General features: G+C 71.1%; 22 protein-coding genes. 14 read left to right on the forward strand and 8 right to left on the reverse strand.

Going from position 1 to position 26,360, the window contains the following annotated elements:
• Positions 1-60: 60 nt before the first annotated feature.
• The 3 genes from VFE82_RS17590 to argH form a co-directional block, all read right to left on the reverse strand.
• Complete coding sequence (locus VFE82_RS17590) at positions 61-1,041, reverse strand: LLM class flavin-dependent oxidoreductase (protein WP_325001634.1); 981 nt, start codon at positions 1,039-1,041, stop codon at positions 61-63.
• A 222-nt stretch (positions 1,042-1,263) separates the two neighbouring features.
• Positions 1,264-2,706 (reverse strand): hypothetical protein, encoded by a 1,443-nt coding sequence (locus tag VFE82_RS17595; protein WP_325001635.1) that lies wholly within the window; start codon positions 2,704-2,706, stop codon positions 1,264-1,266.
• A gap of 155 nt (positions 2,707-2,861) precedes the next feature.
• Positions 2,862-4,265, reverse strand: coding sequence for an argininosuccinate lyase (argH, locus tag VFE82_RS17600; RefSeq protein ID WP_325001636.1), 1,404 nt, complete (start codon positions 4,263-4,265; stop codon positions 2,862-2,864).
• Between the two features lie 94 nt (positions 4,266-4,359).
• Between argH and VFE82_RS17605 the strand changes: the two genes are divergently transcribed.
• The 5 genes from VFE82_RS17605 (at position 4,360) to VFE82_RS17625 (ending at position 9,087) form a co-directional block, all read left to right on the forward strand.
• Positions 4,360-5,400: a sensor histidine kinase gene (locus VFE82_RS17605; protein WP_325001637.1), complete on the forward strand. Its 1,041-nt coding sequence runs from the start codon at positions 4,360-4,362 to the stop codon at positions 5,398-5,400.
• Between the two features lie 58 nt (positions 5,401-5,458).
• Positions 5,459-6,199, forward strand: coding sequence for a LytTR family DNA-binding domain-containing protein (locus VFE82_RS17610; protein ID WP_325001638.1), 741 nt, complete (start codon positions 5,459-5,461; stop codon positions 6,197-6,199).
• 43 nt (positions 6,200-6,242) lie between these two features.
• A complete protein-coding gene (locus tag VFE82_RS17615) occupies positions 6,243-7,430 on the forward strand; it encodes an AI-2E family transporter (RefSeq protein WP_325001639.1) in 1,188 nt (395 codons plus the stop codon).
• An 18-nt stretch (positions 7,431-7,448) separates the two neighbouring features.
• The gene (locus VFE82_RS17620) at positions 7,449-8,219 is read left to right on the forward strand and encodes a TerC family protein (RefSeq protein ID WP_325001640.1); all 771 of its coding nucleotides are present in this window, start codon (positions 7,449-7,451) and stop codon (positions 8,217-8,219) included.
• Positions 8,220-8,301: 82 nt separating this feature from the next.
• Complete coding sequence (locus VFE82_RS17625) at positions 8,302-9,087, forward strand: SGNH/GDSL hydrolase family protein (protein ID WP_325001641.1); 786 nt, start codon at positions 8,302-8,304, stop codon at positions 9,085-9,087.
• Here VFE82_RS17625 and opgC read toward each other — a convergent pair.
• Entirely contained in the window at positions 9,065-10,222 is a 1,158-nt protein-coding gene (opgC, locus tag VFE82_RS17630) for an OpgC domain-containing protein (protein ID WP_325001642.1), read from the reverse strand. The two genes, VFE82_RS17625 and opgC, sit on opposite strands and share 23 nt — an antisense overlap.
• Positions 10,223-10,270: 48 nt before the next feature.
• Complete coding sequence (gene ppc, locus VFE82_RS17635; protein ID WP_325001643.1) at positions 10,271-13,072, reverse strand: phosphoenolpyruvate carboxylase; 2,802 nt, start codon at positions 13,070-13,072, stop codon at positions 10,271-10,273.
• 27 nt (positions 13,073-13,099) lie between these two features.
• Here ppc and hemC point away from each other — a divergent pair, with 27 nt between their 5' ends.
• The 4 genes from hemC to VFE82_RS17655 are packed head-to-tail and all read left to right on the forward strand — an operon-like array spanning position 13,100 to position 17,139.
• The gene (gene hemC / locus VFE82_RS17640; RefSeq protein ID WP_414708775.1) at positions 13,100-14,047 is read left to right on the forward strand and encodes a hydroxymethylbilane synthase; all 948 of its coding nucleotides are present in this window, start codon (positions 13,100-13,102) and stop codon (positions 14,045-14,047) included.
• 10 nt (positions 14,048-14,057) lie between these two features.
• On the forward strand, positions 14,058-14,816 hold the full coding sequence (locus VFE82_RS17645; RefSeq protein WP_325001645.1) for a uroporphyrinogen-III synthase: 759 nt from the start codon (positions 14,058-14,060) through the stop codon (positions 14,814-14,816).
• Positions 14,813-15,883: a uroporphyrinogen-III C-methyltransferase gene (locus tag VFE82_RS17650; RefSeq protein WP_325001646.1), complete on the forward strand. Its 1,071-nt coding sequence runs from the start codon at positions 14,813-14,815 to the stop codon at positions 15,881-15,883. Before VFE82_RS17645 ends, VFE82_RS17650 begins: the two co-directional genes overlap by 4 nt.
• Positions 15,884-15,885: 2 nt before the next feature.
• Positions 15,886-17,139 (forward strand): heme biosynthesis protein HemY, encoded by a 1,254-nt coding sequence (locus tag VFE82_RS17655; RefSeq protein WP_325001647.1) that lies wholly within the window; start codon positions 15,886-15,888, stop codon positions 17,137-17,139.
• Positions 17,140-17,638: 499 nt separating this feature from the next.
• Here the strand turns inward: VFE82_RS17655 and VFE82_RS17660 are convergent, their stop codons facing one another.
• Positions 17,639-20,842, reverse strand: coding sequence for an Rne/Rng family ribonuclease (locus VFE82_RS17660; RefSeq protein ID WP_325001648.1), 3,204 nt, complete (start codon positions 20,840-20,842; stop codon positions 17,639-17,641).
• Positions 20,843-21,357: 515 nt separating this feature from the next.
• Between VFE82_RS17660 and VFE82_RS17665 the strand changes: the two genes are divergently transcribed.
• Genes VFE82_RS17665 through VFE82_RS17680 form a run of 4 tightly spaced genes read left to right on the forward strand, consistent with a single transcriptional unit; the run spans position 21,358 to position 24,380 of the window.
• The gene (locus VFE82_RS17665) at positions 21,358-22,365 is read left to right on the forward strand and encodes an RluA family pseudouridine synthase (RefSeq protein WP_414708776.1); all 1,008 of its coding nucleotides are present in this window, start codon (positions 21,358-21,360) and stop codon (positions 22,363-22,365) included.
• Entirely contained in the window at positions 22,337-23,005 is a 669-nt protein-coding gene (locus VFE82_RS17670; RefSeq protein ID WP_325001650.1) for an HAD-IA family hydrolase, read from the forward strand. The genes VFE82_RS17665 and VFE82_RS17670 overlap by 29 nt, the downstream gene beginning before the upstream one ends.
• Positions 23,006-23,011: 6 nt before the next feature.
• Positions 23,012-23,374 (forward strand): Rieske (2Fe-2S) protein, encoded by a 363-nt coding sequence (locus VFE82_RS17675; protein ID WP_325001651.1) that lies wholly within the window; start codon positions 23,012-23,014, stop codon positions 23,372-23,374.
• Between the two features lie 13 nt (positions 23,375-23,387).
• Positions 23,388-24,380 carry a S49 family peptidase gene (locus VFE82_RS17680; protein ID WP_414708777.1) on the forward strand — a complete coding sequence of 331 codons (993 nt, stop codon included), beginning with the start codon at positions 23,388-23,390 and terminating at the stop codon, positions 24,378-24,380.
• A gap of 3 nt (positions 24,381-24,383) precedes the next feature.
• Here VFE82_RS17680 and VFE82_RS17685 read toward each other — a convergent pair whose 3' ends face one another.
• Positions 24,384-25,139, reverse strand: a complete 756-nt coding sequence (locus VFE82_RS17685; protein WP_325001652.1) for an SAM-dependent methyltransferase — start codon at positions 25,137-25,139, stop codon at positions 24,384-24,386.
• Positions 25,139-25,720 carry a Maf family nucleotide pyrophosphatase gene (locus VFE82_RS17690; protein ID WP_325001653.1) on the reverse strand — a complete coding sequence of 194 codons (582 nt, stop codon included), beginning with the start codon at positions 25,718-25,720 and terminating at the stop codon, positions 25,139-25,141. Before VFE82_RS17690 ends, VFE82_RS17685 begins: the two co-directional genes overlap by 1 nt.
• A gap of 26 nt (positions 25,721-25,746) precedes the next feature.
• Between VFE82_RS17690 and VFE82_RS17695 the strand changes: the two genes are divergently transcribed.
• A complete protein-coding gene (locus tag VFE82_RS17695) occupies positions 25,747-26,289 on the forward strand; it encodes a DUF177 domain-containing protein (protein WP_325001654.1) in 543 nt (180 codons plus the stop codon).
• Positions 26,290-26,360: the final 71 nt, after the last annotated feature.

Consider the following 26,360-nt stretch of genomic DNA (forward strand, 5'->3'; position numbering starts at 1 on the left):
TCGAACGCGACCCATAGTTGAGGCGGAAGCAACTCCGAGTGTTCGGCGTGCTGCCCTCGCTCAATACAGTTCAGCCAGAAGTTCATACGACCTCGCCCGCGCCGCATGGTCATGAATCTGCGACGTGATCATCAGTTCGTCCGCCCCGGTCCGCTCGATGAACTCCCGGATGCCGCGCCGCACGGTGTCGGGTGATCCGATGGCGGTGCAGGCCAGCACCTCGCGCAGCATCGCGTTGGCTTGTGGGCCGATCTGGTCCAGGTAGCCCGGCACGGGCGGCGGCAGCTTCGACGGGCGGCCGGTGCGCAGGTTCACGAAGGCCTGCTGCATCGACGTGGCCAGCAGCTGCGCTTCTTCGTCGTTGTCGGCCGCGAAGACGTTGAAGCCCAGCATCACGTACGGTTTGGCAAGCTGGGCCGACGGCTTGAAGGTGGCGCGGTAGACCTCGATGGCCTGCATCATCTGCGCCGGCGCGAAGTGCGACGCGAAGGCGTACGGCAGGCCCAGCATGGCCGCCAGCTGCGCGCCGAACAGGCTGGAGCCGAGGATCCACACCGGCACCTTGGCCCCGCGGCCGGGGACGGCCTGGACGGTCTGGCGCGGCTCGTCGGCCATGAAGTCCATCAGCTCCACCACGTCGTTCGGGAACGCGTCGGGATCGCTTTGCAGGTCGCGCCGCAGCGCACGCGAGGTCTTGGGGTCGGAGCCCGGCGCGCGTCCCAGGCCCAGGTCGATGCGGCCGGGGTACAGCGCCTCCAGCGTGCCGAACTGCTCGGCGATCACCAGTGGCGAATGGTTGGGCAGCATGATGCCGCCGGCCCCCACGCGGATGCTGCGCGTGGCGCCGGCCACGTGGCCGATCAGCACCGCGGTGGCGGCGCTGGCGATGCCGGGCATGCCGTGGTGCTCGGCCAGCCAGTAGCGCTGGAAGCCCAGGCGTTCGGCGTGGCGGGCCAGGTCGACGGTGTTGCGGAAGGACTGGGCGGCGTCGCTGCCCTCGGCAATGGGCGCGAGGTCGAGGACGGAAAGCGGTGTGGACATCCGGGGCACATGGGGTCGGCGCCCGGGGACAGCAAGCCCTGCGGGCCGGCTGGCTGCGGCGGCTCAGCGGATGGCGGCGCCACGCTCGCCTCGCTCCCCCGCTGCGCTGCCGTCGCGTTTCGTCCGCGCCGGGCGGCGAAACGCGCCGCGCGCGCTGCGCTGTCGCGGACCATCCGTGCGGTGGCGTGCTGGCGGGAAGCCGCGCGGCACGCCAGGCAGCGTTCACTTCCTGAACCGAAGCTCGCGGGACTCGGAGACTTCGTCGTAGATCTGCTGGATGAACGTGTACACCCCGCGCGTGTCGATGCGGTTGTGGTCGGGGATGATGTCCTTGCCGGTGCGCACGTTCCACACCAGTCCGTAGTTCTCGCTCCCGAGCGCCTGCACCTGCCGCAACTGCAGTCCGCCGCACAGCCGCCGCTCCCAGCGGGGGGGCAGGTCCAGCAGGCCGTCGGCCGTGGTCGCGGTGCGGAAGAACTCGCGGCGCAGCTGCGCCGGGTCGCTGGGGCGCCCCTGCGCGTCGGTGCAGGGGCCCGGGCCGTCGGCGGCGCTGGGCGTCTGGCTGGCCGCGGCGGCGTGCTCGCGGTCCACCGTGAGTTCGTGCGTGATGTAGCGGTCGATGTGGCCGTGCGTCAGGCGCATCGCCTCCGATTCGTGGGGCGACGTCGCCGGGTACTGGAAGATGCTGTTGACGAAGCGGGCGACCGGGAACGCCACGCCGGTGGCCTGGTCGGCATCGGAGGTGATCGAGATCAGCAGCGGCGGCGCGTAGCTGCGGTTGCGGTACCGCATGGCGGCGCGGTGCACCGCCTCGTAGCGCGTGGCCTCGAAGGCGGGATTGAGCAGCACCACCAGGTCGGCGATGCCCCGCTCCCGCTGCGTGCTGGGCCGTTTCACGTCCAGGTCGGTCTGCGATTCGCTGGAGAGCGTCTCCAGCAGGTAGGGCGAGGCGGCGGAATAGAGGATCAGCGCGCCGAAGCTGTGGCCGACCATGATGGTGCGCACCGGGCAGCCGAAGCCGTCGGTGCGGGCGTTCTCCGAGCCGCAGTTCTTCGCCTCGCGCGGCCGGTTGTAGTGGTCGCGCACGGCCTTGAGGCGGGCGAAGAACTCGCGGATCGTGCCCTCCGACACGTGGTGGGCCGCGTTCTTGCGGCCCCAGAACGTGAGGTCCTTGACGTAGGGCACCTTGATCGTCGCGCCGTTCCAGCCCACGTAGTAGCCGATCACCTGCCGGTTCCGCGCGGTGCGCGTCTGGTAGGCCAGCAGGTCCCGGAAGCGGTTCAGGTCGCGGTCGCCCACTTCAGCCGAGTGGTGCCAGCCGTGCACGAACACGTAGGTGACCACCTCCTTGCCCGATTGCAGCGTCTGCGTCAGGTCGGCGATGGCGCAGTCGACCTGGTCGTCCATGCCGGGCTGGTTGTCGGGCGCCGAATACGACCAGCCCTGGTCGTCGAACTCCAGGAAATGCAGCTTGTAGGGCGGATTGGCCGACTCGATGGGGGTGACCGAATCGGCCGGGGCGTCCCCCTGGCTGCGGGTGTCGCATCCCTTCGCCAGGTTTGCCTTGACCAGCGGCCGGTGCGGCATGTCGGCGCATCCGGTGGCCAGGACCGCCAGGCCCACGAGGAGAACGGCACGAACCAGCAGCGCGCGGGTGGCGGACATGGAGGCCTCCGTCAGCGAAGAGGCTGGCAATCTAGTGCACGGTTCGCGCCAAGGCAAACACCAATGGTGAGGAAACGCTGCTGCCGATGAGCAGCGTGGCTGGCGGGCCGGCGGGCGCCGTCCGCCGGCTCGCGGCCGCCAGAGCCGCCGCTGCGTCAGCGGCTGGCGGCGCCCAGCGCCGCCAGCTTGGCGCGGACCTGCTCGCGCACGTTCTGCGTCGCGGTGCCGCCCACCACCTTGCGGGCCTCGACCGAGCCGCGCAGCGACAGCACGTCGAACACGTCCTGCTCGATGCTCGCGTGGAAGTCCTGGAGCGTCTGCAGCGGCAGCTCGGACAGGTCGACGCCCTGCTCCTGGGCCTTCTTCACCGCGTGCGCCACGGTCTCGTGGGCGTCGCGGAAGGGCAGCCCTTTCTTCACCAGGTAGTCGGCCAGGTCGGTGGCGGTGGCGTAACCCTTGCGCGCGGCGGCCTCCATGGCGGGGGCATTGACGGTGATGCCACGCATCATGTCGGCGAAGATGCGCAGCGTGTCCTTGAGCGTGTCGACGGTGTCGAACAGCGGCTCCTTGTCCTCCTGGTTGTCCTTGTTGTAGGCCAGGGGCTGGCCCTTCATCAGGGTCACCAGCGCCACCAGGTGGCCGGCCACGCGGCCGGTCTTGCCGCGTGCCAGTTCGGGCACGTCCGGGTTCTTCTTCTGCGGCATGATCGACGAGCCGGTGGTGAAGCGGTCGGCGATCCGGATGAAGCCGAAGTTCTGCGACATCCACAGGATCAGTTCTTCCGACAGCCGGCTGATGTGCACCATGGCCAGCGTGGCGGCGGCGGTGAACTCGATGGCGAAATCGCGGTCGCTCACCGCATCCAGCGAGTTCTGGCACAGGCCTTCCATCTCCAGCGCGTCGGCCACGGCCTGGCGGTCCAGCGGGTAGCTGGTGCCGGCCAGCGCGGCGGCGCCCAGCGGCAGGCGGTTGACGCGCTTGCGCACGTCGGCCATACGCTCGGTGTCGCGGGCGAACATCTCCACGTAGGCCAGCATGTGGTGGCCGAAGCTCACCGGCTGCGCCACCTGCAGGTGGGTGAAGCCGGGCAGGATGACGTCGACGTTCTTCTCGGCCAGCTCCAGCAGCGCCTTCTGCAGATCGAGCAGCAGGCCCGAGATCAGGTCGATCTCGTCGCGCAGCCACAGGCGCACGTCGGTGGCCACCTGGTCGTTGCGGCTGCGGCCGGTGTGCAGCCGCTTGCCGGCGTCGCCCACCAGCTGGGTCAGGCGCGCCTCGATGTTCAGGTGCACGTCTTCCAGGTCCAGCTTCCACTGGAAGGCGCCTGATTCGATCTCCTGGGAGATCTGTGCCATGCCGCGCTGGATCTCGGTGAGATCCTGCACCGAGATGATGCCCTGGCCGGCCAGCATGCCGGCGTGCGCCAGCGAGCCGCGGATGTCGGCGCGCCACAGGCGCTTGTCGAAATCGACGCTCGCGGTGTAGCGCTTGACCAGGTCGCTCACCGGCTCGGAGAACAGGGCCGACCAGGCCTGGGACTTTTGATCGAGTTGGGACATGTGGCAGCCGGGCGACGCCGCTCCGGTTCTGGTTGCGCCCGATGGTGGCCGGGCGGGGGAGTTCACCAATAATCGGGCAGCGCCCGACTCAACGATGAAAGATTCGCAAATTTTATCGAGCTTCCAGGATCCGCCCGAGCTGGCGGAGGCGCGGGCCCGCGCGCGCGCCCTGCCGCTGTATGACGCCTGCCACGTGGGCGTGGTGCTGCGGGCCGTCATCCTGGTGGAGGCGGCGATGGCCGTGGCGGCCCTGTTCGGTGCCGCCGACTGGCGCGAATGGCTCACCCGGGTCACCCTGCTCAGCGCCGCGGCCGTGCCGGCGACCCTGGTCTGGCTCATGGCCGCCTGCGGGCTCAAGGACGTGATCGCCCGCCTGCCACGCGTGCTGCAGCACGCCATCGGCATCGCCCTGGGCGCGGCGGCCGGCCTGGTCGGCTGCAGCATGCTCGCGATGGCCAGCCTGCCGGTGCCGCTGCCCTGGCTGGCCTCGGCCTGCGCCGGCGCGCTGTTCGCCACGGTGGGCATCGCCGCCCTGGTGCTGCGCGCCAAGGGCCGGATGCCGGCCGACACGACCGCCCGCCTGTCGGAGCTGCAGGCCCGCATCCGTCCGCACTTCCTGTTCAACACGCTCAACACCGCCATCGCCCTGGTGCGCGGCGATCCGGCCCGGGCCGAGGCCGTGCTCGAGGACCTGAGCGACCTGTTCCGCCATGCCCTGGCCGATCCGCGCGAGGCGGTGACGCTGGAGGAGGAGGTGGAACTGGCGCGCCGCTACCTGGAGATCGAGGAGGTGCGCTTCGGCAAGCGCCTGCAGATCGAATGGTCGCTCGACCCGCAGGCAGCCTCGGCCAAGGTGCCGCCGCTGCTGCTGCAGCCGCTGGTCGAGAACGCGGTCAAGCACGGCGTGGAGCCCAGCACCACCGGCGCCCAGGTCAAGGTGAGCACGCAGCGGCGCGGCGCCACCGTGGTCATCAAGGTGACGAACACCGTGCCGGCGGGACAGGGCGCGCCCGGCCACGGCCTGGCGCAGCACAACGTGCGCGAACGCCTGCGCCTGCTGCACGACGTGCAGGCCCAGTTCCGCACGGTGCTCAAGGACGGCGTCTACCAGGTCAGGATGGAGGTGCCGGCGTGATCCGCCGGCGCCGTTGCGGGGGAGCAGGGGCGCCAGGCGCCAGGGAGGTCGCATGACGATGGAGATCCTGCAGGTTCTGGTGGTCGACGACGAGGCGCTGGCGCGCGCACGGTTGCGCACGCTGCTGGGCGACTGCCGCTCGCCGGCGGTGCAGGTGGTGGCCGAGGCCGGCAACGCCACCGAAGCCATGGAGGCGCTGCGGCGCCAGCCCGTCGACGCGGTGATGCTGGACGTGCGCATGCCTGGCGCCGATGGGCTGGCGCTGGCGCAGGCGCTGCGCGGCATGCCGCGCGAGCCGGCCGTGGTGTTCGTCACCGCGCACTCCGAGCACGCCGTGGCCGCCTTCGAACTGGAAGCGGTCGACTACCTCACCAAGCCGGTGCGGCTCGAGCGGCTGCAGGCTGCCTTGCAGAAGGTGGAGCGCCTGCTCGCAGCCCGCCGCGGACCTGCGGATGAGCACAGCGAGACGCTGGTGATCCAGGACCGTGGCAGAACGGAGCGCGTTCCGTTGTCGGAGGTTCTCTATTTCAAGGCGGAACTGAAATACATCACGGTCCGCACATCAGCCAAAAGCTATATCCTCGACGCATCGCTCAGCGATCTCGAGGAACGGCATGCCGCGCAGTTCATGCGCATCCACCGCAACGCGCTGGTGGCCAGGCGCGCGGTGCGGGCCCTCGAGAAGCACGACGACCCCGAAGAGGGCGAAGGCTGGGCGGTTCGGCTCAATGGCATCGACGAGTTGCTGGCGGTCTCGCGGCGGCAGCTCAGTGCGGTGCGGGAAGCCTTGACACGTTGAGGGAGGTTCATCGGGGACTCGGTGGTCGCGAGATTGGGTTCCCATGAACGAAGAACAGCAGGTCCAGCAAGTCCTCGAGTCGGTTCCGCCGCCGCAGGACATCGATCCGAAGGCGCCCCCGCAGGTCGTCCTCCATCCCCACGCCAATCCACGCAACCTGAGCCTGATCGTCCTGGCGACGCTGGGCGTGCTGGCCATCCTGAAGTGGGCCAGCGCCTTCTTCATCCCGCTGATGCTGGGGTTCGTCTTCTACTACGCCCTGTCGCCGGTGGTCGAGGCGATGGCACGGTGGCACATTCCGCGCGCGCTGGGCGCCGCCGTCCTGATCCTGGGCATCCTGGGCGGCAGCGGGGCGGCGGTCTACTCGATGGCCGACGACGCGAATGCGCTGATCGAGTCGCTGCCCAACGCGGCGCAGCGCCTGCGCGACGTGGTGGTGGAGCGCACCCGCCAGCGCAACAGCACGCTCGACACGGTGCAGAAGGCCGCCGCCGAACTCGAGAAGGCCACGCAGCAGACCGACCCGCGCGCGCGCCAGGCCACCAACCGCGGCGTGCAGCGCGTCATCGTCGAGCGCCAGCCGTTCGACATCCGCGACCACCTGTGGACCGGCAGCATCGGCCTGGCGACGCTGGTCGGACAGGTCACGCTGGTGACGTTCCTGACCTACTTCCTGCTGCTGTCGGGCGACACGTTCCGCCGCAAGCTGGTCAAGATCACCGGCCCGTCGCTGTCGCAGAAGAAGCTGACCGTGCAGGCGCTGGACGAGATCAACGCGCAGATCCAGCGCTACCTGCTGGTGCAGCTGCTGGCGAGCGTGGGCGTGGGCGTCGCCACCGGCGTGGCGTTCGCGATGCTGGGGCTGAACCATGCGGCGGTGTGGGGCGTGGCGGCCGGGGTGCTGAACCTGGTGCCCTACATCGGCTCGATCCTGGTGACCATTGCCGCGGCGCTGGTGGCGTTCATGCAGGGCGGCGACATCGAACTGCCGGTGATGGTGGCGGGCACCTCGCTGCTGATCAACACGATCGAGGGCAACCTCCTGGTGCCCTGGCTGACCAGCCGCGCCAGCCGGATGAACGCCGTCTCGGTGTTCATCGGCGTGCTGTTCTGGGGTTGGCTGTGGGGTGTCTGGGGCCTGCTCCTGGGCATCCCGATCATGATGGTCATCAAGGCCGTCTGCGACCGGGTCGAGGACCTCAAGCCGGTCGGCGAACTCCTGGGAACGTGATTTGCCCCGAGGGACACCATGCTGGAACTGCTGACCGACCCACAGGCCTGGATCGCGCTGCTGACGCTCACCGCCCTGGAGCTGGTGCTGGGCATCGACAACATCGTGTTCATCTCCATCCTGGTGGAGAAGCTGCCGGCCGAGCGCCGCAAGATGGCGCGCCGCATCGGCCTGTTCATGGCGATGTTCCTGCGGCTGGGGCTGCTGCTGGTGCTGTCGTGGATCATCGGCCTGACCCAGCCGCTGTTCACGCTGCCGCTGGTGCACCAGGAGATCTCGGGGCGTGACCTGATCCTGATCGCGGGGGGCCTGTTCCTGATCTGGAAGGCCACCGGCGAGATCCACCAGTCGCTGCAAGCCGAGATCCACCATGACAGCCCCGGCAAGGCCAAGGCCGCCACCTTCGGCGGCGTGGTGCTGCAGATCATGCTGGTCGACATGGTCTTCTCGCTCGACTCCATCATCACCGCCGTCGGCATGGTCGACGAGCTGGCGGTGATGATGGCCGCGGTGGTGGTCTCGGTCGGGATGATGATGGTGTTCGCCGGCGCCATCGGCCGCTTCATCTCGGCCCATCCGACGGTGAAGATGCTGGCGTTGTCGTTCCTGGTGATGGTGGGCATGGTCCTCATCGCCGACGGGTTCGAGCACCACGTGCCCAAGGGCTATGTCTACTTCGCGATGGCGTTCTCGATTGCGGTGGAGATGCTCAACCTGCGCTTGCGGCGCCGCGCCACGGTGCCGCTGCAGCCAGGCTCCGGCTACGAGCGGGCCGCCCAGGAGCCCTGACGCCAGCCGGCTGCGCCCGCGCCAGGAACTCGCGGGCTGCCGCGAGGTCCAGCTGGGAAGCCCCGTGATCCCTCGCCATCCGATGCCGCACGCCCTCCGCCCGCCACCCCCGCCAGCCCCGCGACCCCCGCTGCGCCTGCCGCTGGGCCTGGCGGCCGCGCTGCTGGCTAGCGCGACCCTGGCACCCGCGCAGACCACGAGCGGCCAGCAGCCCGACGCCAGGCGCTGGGACGCGACCATCGCCGATTTCGCCAAGGCCGACCAGGCCCGGCGGCCGGCCGCGGGCGGGGTGCTGTTCGTGGGAAGTTCGTCGATCCGGCTGTGGCAGCACCTGCCGGAGGATTTCCGGCAGGCGCCGCTGGTGATCAACCGCGGGTTCGGCGGCTCGACCATGGCCGACGTGCGCCACTACGCGCGCCAGCTGGTCATCCAGTACCAGCCGCGGCAGGTGCTGGTCTACGCCGGCGACAACGACCTGGCGGAAGGCCGGCGTCCGGCCGACGTGCTGGAGGACTTCCGGGCCTTCGTCGAGACGGTGCGCAGCGAACTGCCGGGTGTGCGGATCAGCTACATCTCGGTCAAGCCCAGCCCGCTGCGGCTGCAGCTGCTGCCCAGGGTCCGCGAGACCAACACGCTGCTGGGCGACTATGTGAACACGCTCCCGAACGCCAGCTTCATCGACGTCTTCACGCCGATGGTCGACGGCCAGGGCCTGCCGCGCGCCGACCTCTACGGGCCAGACCGGCTGCACATGAACGCCGCCGGCTATGCCCTGTGGCGCCAGGTGATCGCCAGCCACGTGGCCGTGGCGGACAACCCGCCCGCGGGCACCAACACCGCGGCGCCTAGCCTGCCCCCGTCGCGCTGACGGCCGAAGCCGCCCGCCGGGGCGCACCGGGCGGGCGGTCCAGCCGCGTGCTGAGCCAGGCCACCAGCACCATGAAGCCCAGCGCGCCGGCCACCAGCGGCAGGTCCGTGGTCCAGGGCCGGTCCAGCCGGTTGCCCATCGTCCCGAGCACCACCAGGACGGCCACCAGGTGGGCACAGAACGCCGGCAGCGAGGCCGCGCCCAGGATCTCGAGCGCCCGGATGCGCGGCAGCCGCTGCGCCAGCCAGGGGCCGAAGCGGATCGCCAGGACCATCAGCACCAGGAGGTTGAGCAGCCGCAGCGGCCCGACCTGCCACTTGTCGAACAGCAGGTTGAGCGCGGGAGACGCCGGGAACGGCGCCTGCCCGATCGCGTGGCGCCAGGTGAAGCCGATGGCGCCGAGCAGCACCGCCAGCACCACGGCCCAGCGTGGAAACGCGAACGAGGGTGGCGCGCTCGCGTGGCGCGAGGCGCCCATCCACAGCCCCATCACCCACAGCAGCTGCCAGGCGAAGCCGTTGAAGGCCCCGTTCTGCTCGTACGGCACCGGCAGCTGCAGGCCGCGCTGGAACAGGCCGTAGACCAGCTCGGACAGCCCGAACTGCGCGCCCAGCCAGAGCGCCAGGCTGCCGGCGAGCACCGGCATCCAGCCGCGCGTGAGCGCGAGCGAGAAGGCCCAGGGGCTGAGCAGCATGAACAGGATGTACATCGGCAGGATGTCCAGCAGCGGCGGCTCGTAGAGCAGCAGCAGGCCGCCCAGCAGGCCGGCGCCCGGGCGCTGGAGGTAGAAGCTCAGCAGGTCCTTCACGGCCGGCTGGTCGACCTTGACACCGACAAAGGCGATCACGGTGAACAGGAAAGCCAGCATCGCCACGTGGCAGCCGTAGACCAGCAGCGCGCGGCGGAAGAACGCCTGGCGCATCGGCCCGATGCCGCGCTGCACCGCCAGCTTGCCGTACACCATGCCCGCCATGAAGCCGGACAGCAGCACGAAGCCTTCGGCGGCCGAGACGTAGCCGAAAGGCTGGCCGAGCGGGCTGGTCAGGCGCGACGGCAGGTGCGTCAGCGTCATCAGCACCAGCATCAAGCCGCGCAGGGCATCGATCTCCCAGCGGCGTTGCGAGGGGGGCGGCATGCGCGATGGACGGGCAGACGCCGCCGAAGTTCAGCGATGAGCTTGGTATCAGCCGGTGTTACGCAGGCCGGCGGCGATGCCGTTGATCGAGATGTGGATGCCGCGCCGCACCCGCTCGTCGGCCTGGCCCGCGCGGTAGCGCCGCACCAGTTCCACCTGCAGGTGGTGCAGCGGATCGATGTAGGGGAAGCGATGCCGGATCGATCGCTGCAGCGAGGCGTTGCCCGCGAGGCGGCTGCGCTCTCCGGTGATCAGCTGGAGCGCCTCGACCGTGCGCTGCCATTCGGCTTCGATGGCCGCGAAGATCCGCTTGCGCAGCCGGCCATCGGCCACCAGCCCGGCGTAGCGCGAGGCCAGCGCCAGATCGCTCTTGGCCAGCACCATGTCCATGTTGGAGAGCAGGGCGCGGAAGAACGGCCACTGGCGGTGCATCTTCTGCAGCAGCGCCAGCCCTTCCTTGCGCGGCCGCCGCGGATCGGCCAGGAAGCCCTGGACCGCCGAGCCGAAGCCGTACCAGCCGGGCAGCGTGAGGCGGCATTGCCCCCAGCTGAAACTCCACGGGATGGCGCGCAGGTCCTCGATGCGCTGGCTCGGTTTGCGTGAGGCCGGCCGCGACCCGATGTTGAGCTCCGCGATCTCGCGGATGGGCGTCGAGCCGAAGAAGTAGTCGGTGAAGCCCGGCGTCTCGTACACCAGGGCGCGGTAGGCGGCCATGCTGGCGCCCGAGAGCGCTTCGGCTGCTTCGAGGAAGGACTCGGGTGCCGGCTTGGTCGGCTGCAGCAGCGTCGCCTCCAGCGTGGCCGCCACCAGCGTTTCCAGATTGCGCCGCCCGATCTCGGGGTTGGCGTACTTGGAGCCGATCACCTCGCCCTGCTCGGTCAGACGGATCTGGCCGCGCACCGTGCCCGGCGGCTGCGCCAGGATGGCCTGGTAGCTGGGGCCGCCGCCACGGCCCACGGTGCCGCCGCGGCCGTGGAACATGCGCAGGCGGATGCGGTACGGCAGCCGGTCGAACAGGTCCACCAGCGCGATCTCGGCCCGGTACAGTTCCCAGTTGCTGGTGAAGATGCCGCCATCCTTGTTGCTGTCGCTGTAGCCCAGCATCACGTCCTGCTCGGCGCCGGAGCGCTCCACCATCCGGGCCACGCCCGGCACCGCATAGAACTCGCGCATGATCGGCGCGGCGTTGCGCAGGTCCTCGATCGTCTCGAACAGCGGCACCACGATCAGGTCGGCCACGGCGTGGTCGTCCAGGACGCCGCGCATCAGCCCCACCTCCTTCTGCAGCAGCAGCACCTCCAGCAGGTCGCTCACGGCCTCGGTGTGGCTGATGATGTAGTGGCGCACCGCGTCGCGGCCGTAGCGCTGGCGCATGCGCAGCGCGGCCTCGAAGATGGCGATCTCGCCGCGCGTGTGCTCGGAGTACGCCGCGCCGACCACCCGCAGCGGGCGGGCGTCGGAGAGCAGGCGCAGCAGCACCTCGCGCCGGGCCGGCTCCGGCAGGTTGGCGTAGTCGGGTTCGATGCGGGCGGTGGCCAGCAGCTCGGCGACCACGGCCTCGTGCTGATCGGAACTCTGGCGCAGGTCCATGCTGGCCAGGTGGAAGCCGAACACCTCGACCGCCCGGATCAGCGGCTGCAGGCGATGGCCCGCCAGCGCCCCCGAGTGGCCGGCCAGCAGCGATGCGCGGATGGTGCACAGGTCGGCGTGGAACTCCTCCGAGGTGCGGTAGGGGTTCTGCGGCGGCAGCAGGTGACGCGCGGCATCGCCGCCGGTGTACTCCTTCAGCGTGGCGGCCAGCCGCGAGTACATGCCGGCGAGCGCCCGCCGGTAGGGCTCGTCCTCGCGGTGCTCGTTGCGGTCGGGCGAGCGTTCGGCCAGCGCCCGCATCTCGGGCGTCACGTCCACCAGCATCGCCGAGATCGACAGTTCGCGGCCGAGGAAGTGCACTTCGGTCAGGAAATGGCGCAGCGCCACCTCGCATTGCCGGCGCAGCGCCTGCTCCAGCGTCTGGGCGCTGACGTTGGGGTTGCCGTCGCGGTCGCCGCCGATCCACATGCCCATGCGCAGGAAGCTGGCGACCGGCTGCTGGCCCAGTTCGCGCTCCAGGCCGGCATAGAGCTTGGGGATCTCACGCAGGAACGTGGCCTCGTAGTAGGACAGCGCGTTCTCGATCTCGTCGGCCACCGTCAGCTTGGTGAACCGCAGCAGGCGCGTCTGCCACAGCTGCATGACGCGGGCACGGATCTGCGCTTCGTTGGCGGCGAGCTCGCGCGGGGCCAGCGCGTCGCGCGGCTGGGCGCGCGCCTTGATCTCGTCGCGCTGCGTGAGCAGCTCCGCGATCTCGCGTTCGGCGTCCAGGATGCTCTGCCGCTGCACCTCGGTCGGGTGGGCGGTCAGCACCGGGGAGACGAAGCTCTCGGCCAGCGCCTGCGAGATCGCCTTGGGGCTGATGCCGGCCCAGCGCAGCCGCGCCAGCGCGACCTCGATCGAGCCCTCCTGCGTGTCGCCCGCACGCTCGTGCACCAGGCGCCGCCGGATGTGGTGGCGGTCCTCAGCCAGGTTGGCCAGGTGGCTGAAGTAGGTGAAGGCGCGGATGACGCTCACCGCCTGGTCGCCGCTGAGGGTCTTGAGCAGCGTCTTGAGCGCCCGGTCGGCCTCCTGGTCGGCGTCGCGCCGGAAGGCCACCGACAGCTTGCGGATGCGCTCGACCAGCTCGAAGGCGGCCACGCCTTCCTGCTCGCGGATGACGTCGCCGAGGATGCGTCCCAGGAACCGGATGTCCTCCACCAGGGGGCGCTCGTTCTCGCGGGCGCGGCGGGCGGGAGTGTCCGGTGTGGTGGATGGCATGTGGTGCTTATTTTTTCGGCAGCCCGGATGCTAGCATCGGGTCACCCCCAGGATTACGAACAGGTTTCGACCGTGAGTCAGATCGTCATCGCCACCCGCGAAAGCCGCCTCGCGCTGTGGCAGGCCGAGCATGTGCAGGCGCTGCTGGCCGACCTCGGCCACCCGGCCACGCTGCTGGGCATGACCACCAAGGGCGACCAGATCCTGGACCGCAGCCTGAGCAAGGTCGGGGGCAAGGGCCTGTTCGTGAAGGAGCTGGAAGTCGCGCTGGAAGAGGGCCGCGCCGACCTGGCCGTGCACTCGCTCAAGGACGTCCCCATGGACCTGCCCGAGGGCTTTGCGCTGGCCTGCGTGATGGAGCGCGAGGATCCGCGCGATGCGCTGGTGTCGCCCCGGTACGCGTCGCTCGACGCGCTGCCGCAGGGCGCCGTGGTCGGCACCTCCAGCCTGCGCCGCGTGGTGCTGCTGCGGGCGCTGCGGCCGGACCTGCGCATCGAGCCCTTGCGTGGCAACCTCGACACCCGCCTGCGCAAGCTCGACGACGGGCAGTACGACGCCATCGTGCTGGCGGCGGCGGGGCTCAAGCGGCTGGGCCTGGCGGACCGCATCCGCATGGTGTTCGAGCCGGCGCAGATGCTGCCGGCGGCGGGGCAGGGCGCGCTGGGCATCGAGATCCGCAGCAGCCGCGACGACCTGCGCCGGGCGCTGCAGCCGCTGGCCCACCAGACCACCTGGCTGGCGGTCGCGGCCGAGCGCGCCGTCAGCCGTGCCATGGGCGGCAGCTGTTCGATGCCGCTGGCGGCGCATGCCACGCTCGACGGCGAGGTGCTGCGGCTGCAGGCCGCCTGGGGCGACCCCGACGGCGCGGCGCCGCTGGTGCGCGCCCAGGTGAGCGGCGCGGTGGGTGGTCTCGAGGACGCGGCGGCGCTGGGCATCGACGCCGCGGCCCGGCTGCGCGCCGGCGGCGCGCGCTGACGGGCCGCCCATGCGGGTGGTGCTGACCCGCCCGGCGCCGGACGCGGGCCGCTGGCAGCAGGACCTGCGCCTGCGCGGCCACGAGGTGCTGCGTCTTCCCCTCATCGAGATCGGCGATGCGCCGCAGCCCGCGGCACTGGCGCAGGCGCGCGCCTCGCTCGACCGGTTCCAGGCGGCCATGTTCGTCAGCGCGAATGCCGTCCAGCAGTTCCTGCGCGACGGCCAGCCCTGGCCGTCGCCGGCCCGGGCCTGGGCGACCGGCCCCGGCACCGTGCGGGCGCTGCAGGCCGCCGGGGTTCCCGCGGGGCTGATCGACGCGCCGCCGGCGGACGCCGCCCAGTTCGACTCGGAGGCGTTGTGGACCGAGGTCGCGGTCCGCGTGCAGCCAGGCTGGGACGTGCTGCTGGTGCGCGGCGCCGGCAACGACGGATCGCCGGCCGGCCGCGACTGGCTGGCGCGCCGCCTCGACGCGGCGGGCGCCCGGGTCACCACAGTGGCCGCCTACACGCGCCGGCTGCCGAAGTGGTCCGGGGCGGATCGCCATGCGGCCGCGGGTGCGGCGCGCGACGGGTCGGTCTGGCTGTTCAGCAGTTCGGAGGCCATCGCCAACCTGCAGTCGCTGCTGCCTGGCCAGGGCTGGGACGCGGCGCGCGCAGTCGCGACCCACGAGCGCATCGCGCAGGCGGCGCGCGAGGCCGGCTTCGGTGTCGTGTGCCCGTCACGGCCGGAGCCGGCAGCCGTGGTGGCCGCCCTAGAATCGCTCGGATGAGTGCAGAGACCGTTCGCGACACCGAGTCCGCGCCGCCCGTTCCCGCACTGGAGCCCCGTCCCGCCCCCGTTGTCCCGGCCGCCCGCAGCCGGTCGGCCCAGCTGGTCGGCTGGGTGCTCGGCACGGCCACCGTGCTGGCCCTGGGCTCCAGCGTCATGCTGTGGCAGAAACTGTCCACCATCCAGGAGCAACTGGCCCGCCAGAGCGCGGATGCGGGCAGCAACGCGGTGGAGGCGCGCACCCTGGCCCGCCAGGCCCAGGACCTCGCGCGCGACGTCGCGGCCCGCCAGGCGGCCACCGACGCGCGCATCAGCGAGGTGGCGCTGCAGCGCACCCAGCTGGAAGACCTGATGCAGAGCCTCTCGCGCTCGCGCGACGAGAACCTGGTGGTCGACATCGACGCCAGCCTGCGCCTGGCGCAGCAGCAGGCCCAGCTCACGATGAGCGCGGAACCGCTGCTCGGGGCGCTGCGCGCGGCGGACCAGCGGCTGGCCCGTGCCGCCGAACCGCGGCTGGCCCGCATCCGCACGGCCGTCACGCGTGACATGGAGCGGATCCGGACCGCCGCGGTGGCCGACGTGCCGGGCCTGCTGTTGCGCATCGATGAGATGGCGCGCCAGGTGGACGACCTGCCGCTGGCCAATGCGGTGGGGCCCGGCACGACGCGCGCCGCGCCGCGGCCGGAGACGGCGCCCGCCCGGGCCTTGCCCTGGTGGCAGCAATGGCTGGAAGGGGTGCGCGACGAAGCGCGAGCGCTGGTGCGCGTGAGCCGCGTCGACCAGCCGGAAGCGGCCCTGCTGGCGCCGGAGCAGGGGTTCTTCCTGCGCGAGAACCTCAAGCTGCGGCTGATGAACGCGCGGCTGGCCTTGCTGGCGCGCCAGACCGACGCGGCGCGTGCCGACGTGGCGAGTGCCGCCGTGGCACTGAACAGGTACTTCGACCCTGCCGCCCGCCGGACGCAGGCCATGGCCAGCGCGATGCAGCAGGTGCAGACGCAGCTGCGTGTGGTGGAACTGCCGCGGGTGGACGAGACGCTGGCGGCGCTGGCCACGGTGGCGGGACGCTGACGATGCGCGCGGCCCTCTGGCTCCTGGCCCTGTTCGGCATCGCGGCCGCAGTCGCCCTGTTCGCCGGCAACAACCAGGGCACGGTGACCGTCTTCTGGCCGCCGTACCGCATCGACCTGTCGCTCAATCTCGTGCTGCTGCTCCTGCTGGCGGCCTTCCTGTTCCTGCATGCGGCGCTGCGGGCGCTGTCGGCGCTGTTCGACCTGCCGCGCCAGGCTCTGCGGTGGCGCACCCAGCAGAAGGAGCGCGGCATGCACGCCCAGATGCTGGACGCGCTCTCCCACCTGCTGGCGGGTCGCTTCATCCGCGCCCGCAAGTCGGCGGAAGCCGCCCTGGCGCAGGAAGCGTCGCTGGCCACCGGCGGCGCACCACTGGCCAACGGCGCGCAGCTGCGCACGCTGGCCCACCTGGTCGCCGCCGAGAGCGCGCAGGCGCTGCAGGACCGGCCCGCGCGCGACGAGCACCTCCAGCGGGCGCTGGAGCAGACCGCCGCGCGCGATGGGCAGGAAACGCACGAGGGCGCACTCATGCGGGCGGCCCGCTGGGCACTGGAGGACCGGGAGCCGCAGCAGGCGATCGGCTGGCTGAAGGGCCTGCCTTCGGGCGCCGGCCGACGCACCCTGGCCCTCCGGATGAAGTTGCGGGCGGCCCGCCTCGCCCGGCACACCGCCGACGCCCTCGAGACGGCGCGCCTGCTGGCCAAGCACCGGGCGTTCTCGCCGGTTGCCGCCGAGAGCCTGGTGCGCGGCCTGGCCACCGACCTGCTCAACGGCGCGCACGACCCGGCCCAGTTGCACAAGGCCTGGCTGGCCCTGGAGCCGGCCGAACGGGAAATGCCCGAGCTGGCGATCCACGCGGCGCAGCGCCTCGTGCGGCTGGGCGGCGATGCGGCGCTGGCGCGCGAATGGCTGCTGCCCGTCTGGGAGCGCCAGCACCAGCTGGGCGACAGCCTGAAGGTCAAGCTGGTCTGCGCGCTGGAGCAGGGCCTCGATTCCATCGACGGCGCCTGGCTGGCGCGCATCGAGGCCGCCCAGCGCACCAACCCGCGCGACGCGACGCTGCAGTACCTGGCGGGCATGGCCTGCATGAAGCGGCAGCTGTGGGGCAAGGCGCAGCAGCTGCTGCGGCAGGCTGCGCTCGCCCTGCAGGATCGTTCGCTGCACCGCAATGCCTGCCGCGCGCTCGCCCAGCTCGCCGAGGAGCGCGGCGACGGCGAGGCGGCCACGGCCGCCTGGAAGCAGGCCGCGCAGGATTGAGCGACACACCGCGCCGCAGTGGCCGTGCGTGTGGCCGCGGTCCTCGCCGTGGTGAACGCGGCCGGCAGCGGCCCGCACGCAGCCACAGCCACAGCCACAGCCACAGCCACAGCCACAGCCACAGCCACAGCCACAGCCACAGCCACAGCCACAGCCACAGCCACAGCCACAGCCACAGCCACAGCCACTGCCACTGCCACTGCCACTGCCACTGCCACAGCCGCAGCCGCAGCCGCAGCCGCAGCCACAGCCACAGCCACAGCCACAGCCACAGCCACAGCCGCAGCCGCAGCCGCAGCCACAGCCGCAGCCACAGCCGCAAGACGGACGAGCGACAGGCCAGGCGAGGCTCGGCGAGATTCGCGAGGGCAGGGCCGGGCGAGCTGGAGCAGGTGCGCGGGCAGGTCGCCGTGCCGTCCCGAGAACAGCGTTCGCCAAATGACAAAGGGAGCCCGAGGCTCCCTTTGTCATTGGCGGGCGGCGCAAGGCCGCTCCGGGGTCACTGCAGCGGGGGCTGCTGTTGCGGCTGCTCGAACGGCAGCTTCATGTCGCGCAGGTCGCGGCGGGTTTCCACCAGCACCAGCGGACCCTCGTCGACAACGACCACCGGCGGCCGCTCGCGCGGCACGCGGGCCGGTTTGGGTTCGGCAGCGATCGCGGCTTGCACCGCGGCGATCTTCTCGGCATCCGAGTTCACCCACTGCAGGCCCGAGCTGGCGGCGATCTGCGCGAGGTGGTCCACCGGCAGATCGAACGGTTGCACCTGCGGCAGGCCGGCAGCCGCGGCCGGGGTGACCGACGCGGTGGCGGACTGGACGGCGATCGGCGCGATCGTGGGGGCCGGCGCCGGCGCCGGTGCCGGTGCCGGTGCCGGTGCCGGTGCCGGTGCCGGTGCGGGCACCGACACGGCCGCAGGCGCCGCGGGCGAGGCGCTCGCCTCGGCTCCCGTCTCCTCGCTCACGAACCCGGTCGCGTAGCGCGGCCGGCGCTCGGCAGCCGCTTCGCCGCTCTCGGCCGCCTCAGGTGCCACGGCCGGGGCCGTGTCCGCCGGACCTGCCTCGCCGTTGCGTTCGCGGCGGTCGCGTCCGTAGCGGTCGCGCGAGCGGCGCGGCTCGCGGCGGCCGTCGCCCTCGCGCGTCGCTTCCGCCGCTTCACCGCTGGCGAGGGCCTGCGGCGCCTCCCCGTCCAGTGCGGCGGCAGCCTGGGCGCTGGATTGGCCCTCGACCGCGGCGGCCTCGGTCACCGCTTGCGGGGCCTGCTCACGTGGACGGCGCTCGCCGCGCTCGCGGCGGCCTTCGCCGCGTTCACCGCGTTCACCGCGTTCACCGCGTTCACCGCGCGGGGCGCGCTCGGCGCGGGGCTGCTCGCCGGCATCGCCGACGGGCTGCTGGGCACCGGAGGCGGTCAGCTCGGATTCGACACGCTGCTCGTCGCTGCGGCGCTCGTCGCGCCGACCCTGGCGCTCACCACGGCCCTCACGCGGTTCGCGCGGTTCACGTGCTTCGCGGCCCTCACGCGGTTCACGCGCCTCGCGAGGCTCACGGCCTTCACGGGCTTCGCGAGGCTCGCGGCCTTCACGGGCTTCACGGCCTTCCCGCGCTTCCCGGGGTTCACGACCTTCGCGCGGCTCGCGGGCCTCCCGGGGCTCGCGTCCCTCACGTCCCTCACGGGGCTCGCGCGGCTCGCGTCCCTCGGCCCGTTCGCCACGGGGGCCACGCTCGCGACGGCCCTCGCCTTCGGCGCGGGCTTCGCCGTTGCGCGGCTGGCCTTCGCCGGCTTCGGCGCGTTCCCGGCGCTGCTCATGGTCGCGGCCACGGCCTTCGCCGCCGCGGTTGCGATCACGGCCGCGGCCGCCTCGCCGGCTGTCGCCACCGCGTTCGCCGCGCGCCTCTCGCTTGTCCTCGGTCTTGGCCGGTGCTGCGGCTGGTGCCGGGGCGGGCGCGCTGGAGGGCGCCAGGCCGAACAGGCTCTTGAACCAGGAGACGAAACTCGGCTCCGGAACGGCCGGCGCGGGCGCCGGAGCCTGGGCCGGTGCGGGTGCCGCGGCCGCCTGCGGCGCCGGCTCCACCTTCTCGGGCTTGGGCGGGGCGATCGGCGCCGGCATGTCGGGCAGCACGCCCTTGATCACCGGGTCCTGCTTGTTGGCGCGCTCCTGCGACCGGCGGGTGACCTCGGTCTTCTCCTCGACGTCCTCGGCCATGTGGTAGCTGGCCTTCAGGTTGTCCAGGCGCGGGTCATCGTGCTTGAGGCGCTCGAGCTTGTAGTGCGGCGTCTCGAGCGACTTGTTGGGCACCATGATCACCGCGATACGCTGCTTGAGCTCGATCTTCGCGATCTCGGTGCGCTTCTCGTTGAGCAGGAACGACGCGACCTCCACCGGCACCTGGCAGTGCACGGCGGCGGTGCTGTCCTTCATCGACTCTTCCTGGATGATCCGCAGGATCTGCAGGGCCGAGCTTTCGGTGTCGCGGATGTGGCCGTGGCCGCCGCAACGCGGGCACGGGATGGAGGCGCCTTCCGACAGGGCCGGGCGCAGGCGCTGGCGGCTCATCTCCATCAGGCCGAACTTGCTGATCGTGCCGAACTGGACGCGGGCGCGGTCCTGGCGCAGCGCGTCGCGCAGGCGGTTCTCGACCTCCCGTCGGTTCTTCGACTCTTCCATGTCGATGAAGTCGATGACGATCAGGCCGCCAAGGTCGCGCAGGCGCATCTGGCGCGCCACCTCGTCGGCGGCTTCCAGATTGGTGCGGGTGGCGGTCTCCTCGATGTCGCCGCCCTTGATGGCGCGGGCCGAGTTGACGTCGATGGAGACCAGCGCCTCGGTGTGGTCGATCACGATCACGCCACCGGACGGCAGCTTCACCTCGCGGGCGTAGGCCGACTCGATCTGGTGCTCGATCTGGAAGCGCGAGAACAGCGGCGCGTCGTCGCGGTAGCGCTTCACCCGGGCGGCGTGCTCGGGCATGACGTGCGACATGAACTGCTGGGCCTGATCGTAGATCTCGTCCGTGTCGATCAGGATGTCGCCGATGTCGTTGTTGAAGTAGTCGCGGATGCAGCGGATGACCAGCGACGACTCCTGGTAGATCAGGAAGGCGCCCCTGCCGCCCTTGGCGGCGCCGTCGATCGCGTTCCAGAGCTTGAGCAGGTAGTTCAGGTCCCACTGCAGCTCGGGCGCGCTGCGGCCGATGCCGGCGGTGCGCGCGATGATGGACATCCCGTTGGGATATTCCAGCTGGTCCATCGCCTCCTTGAGCTCGGCGCGGTCGTCACCCTCGATGCGGCGCGAGACGCCGCCGCCGCGCGGGTTGTTGGGCATCAGCACGACGTAGCGGCCGGCCAGCGAGATGAACGTGGTCAGGGCCGCGCCCTTGTTGCCGCGCTCTTCCTTTTCCACCTGGACCAGCAGTTCCTGGCCTTCGCGGATCGCCTCATTGATGCGCGCCTGCGAGGCCGACACGCCGGGCTGGAAGTACTGCTTGGAGATCTCCTTGAACGGCAGGAAGCCGTGGCGGTCCTCGCCGTAGTCGACGAAGCAGGCCTCCAGCGAGGGCTCGACGCGCGTGACGACGGCCTTGTAGATGTTGCCCTTGCGCTGTTCGCGCCCTTCGATCTCGATTTCGTAGTCGAGGAGCTTCTGCCCGTCGACGATGGCCAGCCGGCGCTCTTCGGCCTGCGTGGCATTGATCAGCATCCGCTTCATTGCGTCACCTTCTTGTTCTCACATACATCCGACCCGGGGATGGGTCCACGATGCCGTGCTGACGCGAGGCGAAACGAAAGCGGAACGGCCGGACGCGGCGCGTGCTGGAGCCCTGGAGGCTATGTCAGCAGGCGGTGCGGCGGCGCGTGGATGAGGGCGAGGCGGGGGCCGGGGCGCAGGGTCGCAGGAACTGCAACCTGCGGGGCGCGGGCAAGGTGCCGGGGCGGCCCAAAGCCCGCGACGGTGGGCATCAGCCACCGCCAGCAGGCCAGGAAGAGCGCCATCAGCACAGGGGTCTCGCTTTGATCCGCTGCCAGCAGGATCGCTGGCGAGCTTGTATTCCGGTTGGGTTTCGTCTTGGAGCGTCGGCGGCTTCGGCGTCCGGCCGGCCATTGCAGCTCCTTGGGCTGGCAACCTGCCTGGCAAGAACGACGTCGGCATCGACCTGCCGGCGTCGCCGGTGCAAGAGGGTGGACTAAACTCCAGCCAAATCAAACACTTACGGCAAGACGCCAGTGAAACGCATTATAGGGGCCGCGGCGTCCGGCGCCCAGGCAGAAGTGAAGATCGTCGAAGTCGGCGAGGATTCCGCCGGCCAGCGGCTCGACAACTTCCTGCTGCGGGAGTTGAAGGGCGTGCCCAAGACCCACGTCTACCGCATCATCCGCAGCGGCGAAGTGCGGGTGAACAAGGGCCGCGCCGCCGCCGACTCCCGGGTGGAAGCCGGCGACCTAGTGCGGGTGCCGCCGGTGCGCCTGCCGGAGCGGGTGGTCGAGGCGGCCGCCCGGCCCGCGCCGGCGCGGGAATTCCCGATCCTGCTGGAAGACGACCACGTGCTGGCACTGGACAAGCCGGCCGGCGTGGCGGTGCACGGGGGCAGCGGCGTCAGCTTCGGTGTCATCGAACAGTTGCGCCAGGCGCGTCCGCAGGCCAAGTTCCTGGAACTGGTCCACCGGCTCGACCGCGAAACCTCGGGCGTGCTGCTGGTGGCCAAGCGGCGTTCGGCGCTGACCCGGCTGCAGGACCAGTTCCGTGGCCGCGAGACCGGCAAGACCTACCTCGCGCTGGTCACCGGCGCCTGGCCTGCCGCCAAAAAGGTGATCGACCTGCCGCTGCACAAGTACCTGGTGGCCGGCGACGAGGCCGCCGCCGGCGAGCGGCGGGTGCGGGTGGTCGGCAAGGACGACCCGGAGGGCATGCGCTCGATCACGCTGGTGAAGGTGGCCCGGCGGCTGGGTGCCTACACCCTGCTGGAAGTGACGATCAAGACCGGCCGCACCCATCAGATCCGCGTGCACCTGGCGTCCCAGGGGCATCCCATCGCGGGGGACGACAAGTACGGCGACTTCGAACTGAACAAGGCGCTGCAGCGGCAGGGCCTGCGCCGCATGTTCCTGCACGCCTGGCGTTTACAGTTCCAGCATCCCGCCTCGGGCGAGCCCGTCGCCCTCGAGGCGGCGCTCCCCACCGACCTCCAGCAGTTCGCAGACCGCCATGCCCAACCCACGGCCGCGCCAGTTTGACCTGATCGCCTTCGATTGGGACGGCACGCTGTACGACTCGACCAGCGTGATCGTGCAATGCATCCAGCGTGCCGTGGTGGACGTCGGCGGCCGCAAGCCGACCGACCACGCCGCTGCCTATGTCATCGGGATGAGCCTGGCCCAGGCGCTCGCGCGTGCCGCCCCCGATGTTCCCGAGGAGAAGTACCCCGAACTGGGCGCGCGCTACCGGCACCACTACTACCAGCACCAGGACGACCTGAGTCTCTTCGACGGCGTGCTGCCGCTGCTGCACGACCTCAAGGCGCGGGGCTTCCGGCTCGCGGTGGCCACCGGCAAGTCGCGCCGCGGGCTGGACGAGGTGTTGCGCGCCCAGGAGCTCCAAGGGCTGTTCGACGGCTCCCGCACCGCCGACGAGACGGCCGGCAAGCCCCATCCTCGCATGCTGCACGAGCTGATGCGCCAGTTCGGCACGGTGCCGGAGCGCACGCTGATGATCGGGGACACCACGCACGACCTGCAGATGGCGCTCAATGCCCGGTGTCCATCGGTGGGCGTCAGCTACGGTGCGCACGAGCCCGGCACCTTCCATGAACTGCAGCCGCTGCACATCGCGCACTCGGTGCAGGAACTGGACGCCTGGCTACGGGACAACGCCTGAGCCACCATGCACGCGGTCGACCTGTGCGGCAGCAAGGACCTGGTCGAGGGCGGCGCGGCCGTGCCGTTCGACGTGGTGTACGGCGGCCAGACCTGCCGCGCGTTCGCCGTCCGCTGGCAGGGGCACGTGCAGGCCTACCTGAACCGCTGTGCCCATGTGGCGATGGAGATGGACTGGCAGCCCGACCGGTTCTTCGACGACACCGGCCAATGGCTGCTGTGCGCCACCCACGGAGCGGTGTACCGGCCCGACACCGGCGCCTGCGCGGGCGGCCCCTGCCGGGGCGGGCTGGTGAAGATCGCCCTGACAGAGCAGGACGGCGTGGTGCGCTGGCATACTGCCTGGAACCTGCAACCCCTTGCCTTCTGACCCTCCACCTCCCATGAGCGACCCCATGACGCCCGGCGCTTCGCCGCAAGATCCTTCGCCGTCCGCCGCCGCGGGCCTGCAGCCCGGCTGGGAACGGCAGGCGATGGAGCGCCTCATGTTCGCCACGCTCGCGGAGCAGCGCAAGGCGCGTCGCTGGCGCAACTTCACGCGGCTGGCCTGGCTGGCCTTCCTGGTGTTCCTCACCTGGACCTTTCTCTATCGCGGCGCGCCCAAGGCCGACAAGACGCTGCCGCACACGGCGGTGGTGGAGATCAAGGGCGAGATCGCGGACGGCGCGGACGCCAGTGCCGAATTCGTCGTGGCCGCCGTGCGCGCCGCCTTCGAGGACGAGGGCGCCAAGGGCATCGTGCTGCTGATCAACTCGCCCGGCGGCAGCCCGGTGCAGGCTGGCATCATCAACGACGAGGTGCGCCGCCTGCGCGCCAAGTACAACAAGCCGGTGTACGCAGTGGTCGAGGAGACCTGCGCCTCGGCCGCGTACTACATCGCCTCGGCCGCCGACAAGATCTACGTGGACAAGGCCAGCATCGTCGGCAGCATCGGGGTGCTGATGGACGGCTTCGGCTTCACCGGCCTCATGGAGAAGCTGGGCGTCGAGCGCCGCCTGCTCACCGCCGGCGAGAACAAGGGCTTCCTCGACCCGTTCACGCCGATGACGGACAAGCAGCGCGCGTACGCCCAGACCATGCTGGAGCAGATCCACAAGCAGTTCATCGACGTGGTGAAGGCTGGGCGCGGCAAGCGCCTGAAGGACTCGCCGGAGCTGTTCTCCGGCCTGTTCTGGACTGGGCAGCAGGCCGTCGACATGGGCTTGGCCGACCAACTCGCCAACCTGGACTTCGTGGCCCGCGAAGTGATCAAGGCCGAGGAACTGGTGGACTACACCCGCCGCGAGAACGTGGCCGAGCGCCTGGCCAAGCGCTTCGGCGCCGCCATCGGCGAGGGCGCCGTGCGCGCCATGCGCAGCGTGCCGTCGGTGCGCTGACGCTCAGCGGCCGAGCAGGAAGACGGCCGGCGTGTCCCCGGTGACGGGCACTGCCTCACGCCGCCACTGGGCCACCGGCCGGCTCGCGACCCGGCCGCCGGGTAGCGTCAGGCCGGTGGCCACGGCCACCCGGGTGTCGCCCTGCAGGCCCTCCAGCAGGGACTGCCACAAGGCGGCGTTCCGGTATGGCGTCTCGATGAACAGCTGGGTCTGGCCGGTCCGCCCGGCGATCGATTCCAGTTCGCGCAGGCGCTGCGTGCGCGGCCCCGGTTGCTGGGGCAGGTAGCCGACGAAGGCGAAGTTCTGTCCGTTGAGGCCGCTGGCCGCCAGCGCCAGCAGCAGTGACACCGGCCCGACGAGCGGGACCACCGCGACGCCCAGCTCGTGCGCGGCGCGCACCACCGAGGAGCCCGGATCGGCCACCGCCGGCATCCCCGCCTCGCTGACCAGGCCGACATCGTGGCCCTGCAACGCCGCTGCCAGCAGCGGCTTGGCGTCGAATCCGCCCGCATGGTCGCCCTTCTTGTGCACGTCCCTGGGCAGCTCGGCGATGGACAGCGCCTGCAGCGGCTGCGCCAGCGGGTGGGTCTCGTTGACGCGCTTGAGATAGGCACGGGTCGACTTCGCGTTCTCGGCAATCCAGTGACCCAGGCGCGCAGCGACGTCCAGCGTCGCCTGCGGCATCACCTGCGCCAGCGGAGCCTGCTCGGCGCAGCCGAAGTCCAGCGGCGCCGGCACCAGGTACAGGATGCCGGGCATCAGGGCACCTGCAGGCCGGCAGCCCGCAACAGGCGGCAGGTGCGGATCAGCGGCAGGCCGATGAGCGCGGTGGGATCGTCGCTGTTGATGGACTCGAGCAGTGCGATGCCCAGACCTTCGCTCTTGGCGCTGCCGGCGCAGTCGTACGGCTGCTCCAGGCGCAAGTACGACTCGATCTCGGCATCGCCGAGGTCGCGAAAGCGCACCCGCACCGGTGCCAGGTCCGACTGCTCGAATCCTGCGTCGAGGCAGACGACCGACAGCGCTGTCTGGAAGACGACCGTGCGGCCGCGCATGCGCCGCAGCTGGGCGGTTGCCCGCATGTGATCGCCCGGCTTGCCCAGTGGCTCCCCATCCAGGTCGGCCACCTGGTCGGAGCCGATCACGACCGCGTGGGGGTGCCGCGCCGCGACCGCGCGCGCCTTCGCGAGGGCCAGCCGCCGGGCGAGTGATTCCGGCCGCTCGCCGGCCTGCGGGGTCTCGTCCACCCCGGGCGCGACGACGTCGAACGGCAGCCGGAGACGGTCCAGCAGTTCGCGTCGATAGGCGGACGTGGAGCCGAGAATGAGCGTGCGGGGCATGGGTCGATTCTCTTACACTGACCCCGATGAACAGGCAGTTCAGCCCCACCCGGCTCGATGTGCGGGCCTTCGCCGAAGACGCGGCGCAGCTTTCCGGCACCGCCCGCGTGGGCGATTTCAAGCGACTCGCGGCCGAGGCGGCGGGGCAGGGCAACGACCGGCCCGTGCAGTGGTCCGCGCAGGGCGAGATGCTCAACCCGCGCCACGTGCAGCCCCAGGTCTGGGTGCACCTGCGGGCCGATGCCGTTCTGCCGATGACGTGCCAGCGTTGCCTGGAGCCGGTCGACGTGGCCCTGCAGGTCGACCGTCCGTTCCGCTTCGTCGCGGACGAGGAAACCGCCGCGGCTGAGGATGACGAGGCCGAGGAGGACCTGCTGGCGATCAGCCGTGCGTTCGACCTGCTGCAGCTGATCGAGGACGAGCTCCTGATGGAGGTGCCGGTGGTGCCCCGGCACGAAGTCTGCCCGGCGCCCGTGCAGCTCTCGGCCGCCGATCCGGACTTCGAGGAGGCGTCTGCGCCGGAGAACCCCTTCGCCCGCCTCAAGGACCTGCGCAACGGGCGCGGCTGAGGCCTCCGCCAGCGGCCTGTCGACCGGCTGGCGGATGTGTTCTATAATGGCGGGCTTCGCGCAGTCGCACC

Source organism: Ramlibacter sp. (assembly GCF_035655895.1).
Taxonomy (GTDB): domain Bacteria; phylum Pseudomonadota; class Gammaproteobacteria; order Burkholderiales; family Burkholderiaceae_C; genus Ramlibacter.